This is a genomic window from Labilibaculum filiforme (assembly GCF_002843315.1).
Taxonomy (GTDB): domain Bacteria; phylum Bacteroidota; class Bacteroidia; order Bacteroidales; family Marinifilaceae; genus Labilibaculum; species Labilibaculum filiforme.
Genome location: NZ_MVDD01000013.1, coordinates 112780 through 120773, shown reverse-complemented (window position 1 = coordinate 120773; position 7994 = coordinate 112780). Strand labels below are relative to the sequence as shown.

At 34.4% G+C, this 7994-nt stretch carries 6 protein-coding genes; 5 read left to right on the top strand and 1 reads right to left on the bottom strand.

What is annotated here, in order from left to right:
• The first annotated feature begins 184 nt into the window (after positions 1-184).
• A complete protein-coding gene (locus BZG02_RS15650; RefSeq protein ID WP_425432629.1) occupies positions 185-574 on the top strand; it encodes a GyrI-like domain-containing protein in 390 nt (129 codons plus the stop codon).
• Between the two features lie 174 nt (positions 575-748).
• Entirely contained in the window at positions 749-2851 is a 2103-nt protein-coding gene (locus tag BZG02_RS15645; protein WP_101262385.1) for a tetratricopeptide repeat-containing sensor histidine kinase, read from the top strand.
• 343 nt (positions 2852-3194) lie between these two features.
• Here BZG02_RS15645 and BZG02_RS15640 read toward each other — a convergent pair whose 3' ends face one another.
• Positions 3195-3656: a 3-oxoacyl-ACP synthase gene (locus BZG02_RS15640; protein ID WP_101262383.1), complete on the bottom strand. Its 462-nt coding sequence runs from the start codon at positions 3654-3656 to the stop codon at positions 3195-3197.
• Positions 3657-4126: 470 nt separating this feature from the next.
• Between BZG02_RS15640 and BZG02_RS15635 the strand changes: the two genes are divergently transcribed.
• The 3 genes from BZG02_RS15635 to BZG02_RS15625 all read left to right on the top strand — a co-directional run bounded on the left by BZG02_RS15635 (position 4127) and on the right by BZG02_RS15625 (position 7987).
• Positions 4127-5227, top strand: coding sequence for a helix-turn-helix domain-containing protein (locus BZG02_RS15635; protein WP_101262381.1), 1101 nt, complete (start codon positions 4127-4129; stop codon positions 5225-5227).
• Between the two features lie 400 nt (positions 5228-5627).
• Positions 5628-6530 carry a SphA family protein gene (locus BZG02_RS15630; protein WP_180335750.1) on the top strand — a complete coding sequence of 301 codons (903 nt, stop codon included), beginning with the start codon at positions 5628-5630 and terminating at the stop codon, positions 6528-6530.
• 32 nt (positions 6531-6562) lie between these two features.
• Positions 6563-7987, top strand: coding sequence for a reductive dehalogenase (locus BZG02_RS15625; protein ID WP_101262378.1), 1425 nt, complete (start codon positions 6563-6565; stop codon positions 7985-7987).
• Positions 7988-7994: the final 7 nt, after the last annotated feature.

Below are 7994 nucleotides of genomic sequence, written 5' to 3'. Positions count from 1 at the left end.
CTTTAAAACCAAAGTCATTCAAATCAATACTATCAACAAATAAATCGATTAATCGAACTTCATTGTCTTTAGCAATTGATTGGTCTAATGAGATGGGAAAAAGATGAGTTTGCGTTCTGTCTTGTCCTTGTATAAACCTCATACTCTAAGATAACAAAGTGCTGAAAATCTTTCAAATATAGGTGTGTTTACTTATCAACAACTTATCAAGCTTTTTAGACAGTCTGACGTGTCCTCCGATTTATTTTCATTACAGCAATACGATGCTTCCTATTTTGAAAAATTTGATCCTAATCGGCAATTTGAAAAATGGGCCTTGGTGGAAGTAAAGGATTTTATTAACATCCCAAAAGAAATGGAAGCTTTTGTTTTAAAGGAAGGTAAATATGCTGTTTTCTTATACAAAGGCTCTAGTAATGACAAAAGCATATTTGAATTTATTTTCACCTCTTGGCTGCCAAGCTCTAACTACCAACTAGATAACAGACCTCACTTTGAACTATTGGGAGGAAAATACATGAATAACGATGCTAATTCAGAAGAAGAAATTTGGATACCAATAAAAGATAAATAGGTTAAAATCGAGCTAAATTAACTTGCTCGGGTAGAAATTAAAAATTATGTTTTTCGAATCCGTATAAATGGCAAACTGCCCAATTTAAAGCTTCTACAAGAGACATTTATTGCTGAAAATAATCCGCAGACTCGTATTTTTTAGTTATTTTCGCAACCTACCAAAACCGTTCCCATGACAAGAGTTATATCCGTCATTTTCACCTTTTTCTGCATTCATATCTTCTCTAGTTTTGCATTCTCACAAGATATCGATCAAGAAAAACTAAAAATAGATTCCCTAAAAAAACAGGTTCGCACCGAAACCAACCCAAATAAACTAGTCGATCTTAACAATGAAATTGCTATTACTTATGGAATAGTGAGTATCGACAGTTCGTTGGTGTATAGTAAAAAAGCAAAAGTACTTGCTGAAAAAAATAACTACAACCACGGTTTGGCCACCTCCTACTCCTACATAGGCAGAGCATCAGCACAAATTGGAGAAATGAAAATTGCGCTCGAAAACTACGATCTCGCACTAGAGAAATTTGTTATTGAAAAAGATTCTTTGAATATATTGGATACCTATCGAGGTATATCCTACGCAGTTTCCTATACTGGCAATCAATTGGCAAGTCTCGATTATAGTAAAAAAGCATTAGATCTTGCAGAAAAACTAAAAGATACGATTAGCATTTCTAGTCTCTACAATAACATTGCAAGTATCTATAAAAAGTTAGACAACTACGAATCTTCTATTCATTATTTTAAAAAATCCCTTGAAATAGGAAAAAATTATGACAGCCCCGAAAGTGTAGCTATTACCTATTCGAACCTAGGTGTTTTAAAAGTGGATCGTGAAAAATACAAAGACGCAGCCGTTGATTATCAAAAAGTTACAGAAATACTCCCTCAAATAAAAAACTCCTACACGGTAGCTTACCTATATCTTTCATTAGCTGGCTATTATACCGGAATTAACGAGTTCGAACTTTCGAGACAACATCTTGCAAAAGCAGATCAACTATGTCGTAAAGATAATTATCAACACATATTAGCAAGAGTTTATCGTCAGTATGGCGAGTTGTACTTAAAAGAAAAGCAATTCCAAAAAAGTATTCAATATTTCGACAAAGGAATGCACATATCTCAAGGAATTGGTGTTTCGGAGGAATATCCCCGAATTTATAAAATGCGCGCCGAAGCTTATGCACAATTGGGACAATATCCCAAAGCATACCAATCTTTACAAAAAGCGAATGTTGCCATTGATTCTTTAAAATCGAAAAAGGCAAGCAACTTCCTCAAGGAATTTGAGGCGCAAAAGGCAAAAGAAGAATTAAATGAGCAAAAACTAAAATTGGCTTTAAAAGAGCAACAAACCGAAAATGAAACCATCAAAATAAGAAATAGGTTTGTAATGGCAGTGGGAACAATTATTCTATTGCTTGTTGTAATTAGTCTTATTATGTATTTTCTTTTTAAAATCGGGAAAACGAACACACTTTTAAAAGCACAACACCAACAAATTAAAGAGCAAAAACAATTACTTGAAGAAAGTATACTAAACTTAAAACATAGCGAGGAAAACCTTAAAAAGCTAAATGCCACAAAGGATAAGTTTTTTTCTATTATTGCTCACGATTTAAAGAGTCCGTTTAGTGCAATTCTTGGTTTTAACGATGAATTGGTTCAACATTATAATGAATATAATGACAAGGAACGATTGGAAATGATTCATGAGGTTGGAGATGCCTCTCAATCGGCCTATTCCCTGCTAGAAAATTTATTAACATGGTCGAGATCGCAAAGAGGATTTATTCAACTAAAAAAAGAAGCTTATCGAATTAGGCAACTAATTGATGAAAGCATCGCGCCAAATTTAGCAGCGGCCAATTTAAAGCAAATTCATGTAATCAACAGCATCGACGAAAACCTGTGCGTTTGGGCAGATAAAGAAACCATTAAAATAGTAATTCTGAATTTATTTAATAATGCTATAAAATACAGTAATAAGGGGGGTGTTATTTATTTAACCAGCCAATTAAATAAGGACATGCTTGAAATTTGTATTCGTGATACTGGAATTGGCATGAGTGAACAAATTATGAATGGGCTTTTTAAAATCGAAGAAAACGTGCAACGGGAAGGAACTCAGGAAGAAAAAGGAACAGGATTGGGCTTAATTCTTTGTCAAGACTTTGTTCAGGAAAATAATGGACAAATTTGGGCGAAGAGTAAAGTTGCTGTTGGCAGTGAAATGTATTTTTCTTTGCCAGTAAATAAAAGCAATTAATAAGCTATTGACGACTATATTTAACCCTATGTTTATTCTTCCTATTCTTTAGCAATTTTAAAAATTGTACTTTTTATTGCTCTTGTTTTAGGTCTGGAATATGGGTTCGATGAAAAGTTTACTTTATCCGCTAGATATAATTGGGGATTGAGTAAGATTTTAGATCAAGATTCAATTGATTCTGATGCTAGAAACTCTGTTTTTCAAATTGGATTATCTTACGCATTTTAAATAAATAAAAAACAGATAGTTTACAGAACTACTATTTATAACAACCTGTCCTTGTCTTGGGCAGGTTTTCTTCTTTAATTTTAGACGCAAAAAAAATCAAGAAAGAAAATACTTATACGATTGCTTCAATGAGATATTCTTGCTCATTAAAAGTTACACGATCTCCTATTTGTTTCCCAATAAATTGTTTTGCAAGTGGAGATGTTAAGGAAACCAAGTAGTATTCCCTATTGTTCAATTCCATTTTTCCCAAAGCCACCGACACAAAAAAACGAAGTTTATCTGTAATTACAAGAGATCCAAGAGAAATTACCGAATTCGAAATTTCCGGATCAATTTTAACCAATACACTTTGCAGGCTTTGGTTAGTCGCTAACTGCTGCGCCATTTTTTCTTGTTCTAAATGAACCATAGCACGGCCTGTTTCATGCTTATCACCCGCACTACTCTTGCTTTCGCTTCCTGCTGATTCCTTTAATTCCTGCAAACTCAATTTATTACGTTCTACCTTCTCGCCTATTATCTCGTTTGCAATACGATACAATTCCTTTTTCAACTCTAAAATTTCGCTCATATAACCTCTAAAATTTTCGCTAATTTAACAAATCCATCCTTAAAATGTAATCCCACAAAATTCCCCAACACAACTTATCCTGTCAATTTATCCGCAAGGCCATTTAATTCCTGGCATTTTAGCATCTAACACACTTTGCTTCACAACAAGAAAGAAGTTGTTTAAAAAAGACGAGCCTCCATCTCTATCGAATTTAGCTAATATTAATTTCGACCCATTTTAAATAAACCTTAATTCAAAATCAAAAACCACTCAAAGTTAAAGATAAACAACTAACTAATAGGCATTAACAAATAGAAGCATTCCCAAATTAGTGCTTTAAAAAATTCCATTTATTGGAGAAGATTCAAAAAAAACTAACTTTAAACTAAAGTAATATTGTAGACAATCTTGAAAGCTTATTCGGGAATAAAGATTGCTTATAGCTTATGTAAATAACTAACATTACTTCAACCCTACTCTTAAATAACATGGGAATTCCAGAACTAATTCTTCTTTGTGGCTTACAAACAGTTGGATTAATGGCAATCCTTTTACAAAAGAAATTTAGAACTCCTGCCAACCTGCTTCTGAATGTGATTCTTTTTACCATGTTAATTTACTTTGCATACTACTATTTCACGTATAGCATTATTGATCTTAAGCGATATATACCCTATTTCCTTTGTTTTGCTTTCGTTTCTCCACCTGCCATTTATTTTTACTGCGAATCGATAATGACCGGAAAATTACCAAAATTAAAAACGGTTCTTACTCACATTTTACTGCCCGTATTTCTAGTTATTGTTGTGCACGTACTAAATATTACAGCTTATGAAATACTTCAAAAATTTACTTTTATAGGCATTTTACTGGCACTAGCACTTTTACATGTTCTTTACCCACTTTTTATTATTTACAAATTAGGAAAACGCTATCATTTTGAACGGTTTCAAATTATCGGTATTTTTAAATACAACAAGGATAAAACGGTAATGATCAAGCTCTTTGTAACAATGATGCTTTTACATTCCGCTCTTTTAATTACAAAAGCCATTGTATTTTGCTTTACCAGCGAATATTGGAACCTTCTGGAAGTTACAAACATTATTTTTTTTCTGGTACTAAGCTATGTAATAGCCTACCATGTAATTACCAGACCCAATGCAATTCATCAAAGCAAGAAAAAAAACACCATTATAAATTTCAAGCAATACTCAAAATCGGGACTTAAAGAGGAAGATGCTAAATTAATTGCTCTTCGTATCAATAAGTTATTTCAGGAAGAAAAATTATATTTAGATCCAGATATTTCGCTACCTGTTATCAGTAAAAAGCTAAACATCCCCTCGCATCACCTCACCGAAACATTGAATGGTTTACTTGGTCAAAGTTTTAATGATTTTGTAAATAATTATCGAGTTGAAGAGTTCAAAATCCTTTTAAAGGATAAGAAATTTAAAAACTACTCAATTCTAGCTTTAGCATTTGAAGTTGGTTTTAAATCAAAAGCTACTTTTAATGCATCCTTCAAAAAATTTACCAAACAAACTCCTTCAGAGTATAAAAACGCTCTTTCCGAAGAAAAATAAATTTTGAATAAGCAGCTCCAAATTCAAAATCCTAAACGGTATAATTTTAGTAGATAGAACTTAATTCCTCCTTTTTACAGAGAAACACCATTACTAATCAATAAAAACCCAAACTATTCTTCTTCTTAGGTGTGCTTTTCGCCTTATTTTCACTCCAAACCTTTTCGCAAACGCAAAATAACTGTATTTTACCGCCATTCACTATTACATTGATTTGGTTGCAGTTATAGGTGTTCCCAATATAATAAGACGTCTTAATATCTTAGGCTTGTCGATTTTAAAACCTTTGCGGATTAGGTTTGTTTTGGCTATAACAATAGGTTTAAGTAATTCCAATCGAATGTTATTTAAACTTTTTTTTAAAGCTAAACTGAAAATCAAACCTCTTAATAAATCGATTATGAAAAAACTACTCTTTCTATGCCTGATTCTACTATTTACTAGTTCAATTCAAGCACAACAAGAAACAGGACATTACACCAATGGTGTTGAAGGGATTAAACCAGCATCTGTTCCTCCTCCAGGATTTTATTACAAAATGTATAATGCTTACTATTCTTCAGACAAATTAATGGATGGGAATGGTGATGAGATGGATATTGACTTCGATGTAACTGTTTTTGCTAATGTGCACCGATTCGTTTACATCACAAATAAAAAGTTTTTGGGCGCTGATTATGGTGTGAACGTAATTATTCCTTTAATTTCTACAGATATTAGTATTGGAGCTTTTGGAATCTCTGATTCTCAATTTGCCCTTTCCGACATTACCGTAGAACCTTTTGTGCTGGCATGGCACGGCGCTAGATACGACGCAGCCTTGGCCTTAGCTGCTATTGTGCCAATTGGTAAATATGATGTTACAGAAGCTGCATCGGCAGGAAAATCAATGTGGACTGGAATGTTAACTTTTGGGGGAACCTATTATCTGAACAAAAATAAGTTGTGGGCTATCTCGGCTTTAGCCAGGTACGAAACACATAGCGAGAAAAAAGATTATAAAGTAACTCCAGGCGACGATTTTCATTTTGAATGGGGCCTTTCCAAAACTTTCCCTAAAGAGAATGCCGTATGGGAACTTGGACTAGCTGGTTATGCTGGTTGGCAGGTAAGCGACGATAAAGGAGATGATGTTTATTACGATGCAAATGACCACGATCGTCAGTTTGCTATCGGTCCCGAAGTAAACCTTATTCTTCCAAAAGCAAAATTTCTGATTTCGTTACGAGGACAAAAAGAATTTGGAGTACGAGATCGTTCTGAAGGTTTTATGAGCTGTTTAACACTCACAAAAATATTTTAAGTAGATAATTATCAACACTTAAAGAAACGAAGATGAACAAAAAGAATTCTGAAGGTTCGAATGCCATAAATAGGAGAAATTTCCTCAAACTAGGTGCCGCGGGTGCTGCTATTGGAGCAGTAGCATTCCCAGCGAAAGCTAAGGAAGAGATAATCAATAAAATTAATGAAAAAACAGCCGGAGATTTCATTAAAACGCATGATAAATTTCCTTATGAAATTAATGAGGATTATAAACCCCACAGCAACAAAGACATCATGTTTACCGGTAGTTTTTGGAACTTTCATTCCGAAGATGAAGATGTGATTAACTCCGGAAAAGAATTCTCCTACAAAACATTTATGCATTTTGAGGAGAAAAAAGGATTTGATCAGCTATCAAAAGCTATGAATGCAGGAGGTTGGGCGCTTCACAATACTGTGTCGCCACTAGGTTCTCAAGCAATTTCAGGTTCCGGAATTCTTAAATGGGATCAGTATCGAAAAAAAGAAGGCGAATTTATCCCGCATCACGATTGGATTAATGAAAGTCAATATCAATTTGGCAATAAACAAGAAGCTGCCGATGCGATTAAAAGAGCTGCCAGACTTTATGGTGCTGATTTGGTTGGAATTACTCATCGAGATAAGCGTTGGGATTATACCGATTTTGTTGATGCGCAGGCCATAATGGAAGGTAGACACGAAGATGCAGTTTATGGTTGGGAAAGATTTCCTTTCGAACCAAAATCGGTAATTGTAATGGCATTTGAAATGGATTATGAAGCCATTGCCACCGCACCAACCGATATACAAGGTGCTGGTGCTGGTGCCGAATATTCGTCAATGACCAAAACAGCTTATCAATTATCCATCTTCCTAAAACAATTGGGATACCATGCAATTCCGTGTAGTAACGATACCGGATTAAGTATTCCGTATGCCATTGCCGCTGGCTTGGGAGAAGGTTCACGAATGGGTAATTTAATTACCTACAAGTACGGACCTCGTGTACGATTGGCTAAAGTTTATACCGATTTTGATTTCACAGAATACGACAAACCCATTGAATTTGGCGCAATGGAATTTTGCAAGAACTGTATGAGATGTGCTGATGCTTGTCCGGGGAAAGCAATTTCTTTCGACAAAGAACCTAGCTTTTATCCTACACATGAAAACAAGGACAATGCATGGTATAACGCCCAAGGAATTAAAAAATACTATATGGATGCTAAAAAATGTTTCCATACTTGGGGCGAATTTGGTACCGATTGTGGCTCGTGCATGGCTTCATGTCCATATAATAAACCAGATTTCTGGCACCACAGATTAGTAGATAAAATTACCGCCGCAATGCCAGGTCCGGTTCATGATTTCATGAGAGAAATGGATGAACTTTTTGGATATGGAGATGTTGGAAATCTTGAAAAAATTGATGTTTTCTACAATCCAAAAGGTAGAAGTTACAATGGTCATTAATCTATAA

What these genes read in the sequence shown, in the direction of transcription:
- BZG02_RS15630 (WP_180335750.1), top strand. Translation starts at nt 5,628, where the DNA reads ATGAAAAAACTACTCTTTCTATGCCTGATTCTACTATTTACTAGTTCA.
- BZG02_RS15640 (WP_101262383.1), bottom strand. Translation starts at nt 3,656, where the DNA reads ATGAGCGAAATTTTAGAGTTGAAAAAGGAATTGTATCGTATTGCAAAC.
- BZG02_RS15635 (WP_101262381.1), top strand. Translation starts at nt 4,127, where the DNA reads ATGGGAATTCCAGAACTAATTCTTCTTTGTGGCTTACAAACAGTTGGA.
- BZG02_RS15645 (WP_101262385.1), top strand. Translation starts at nt 749, where the DNA reads ATGACAAGAGTTATATCCGTCATTTTCACCTTTTTCTGCATTCATATC.
- BZG02_RS15625 (WP_101262378.1), top strand. Translation starts at nt 6,563, where the DNA reads ATGAACAAAAAGAATTCTGAAGGTTCGAATGCCATAAATAGGAGAAAT.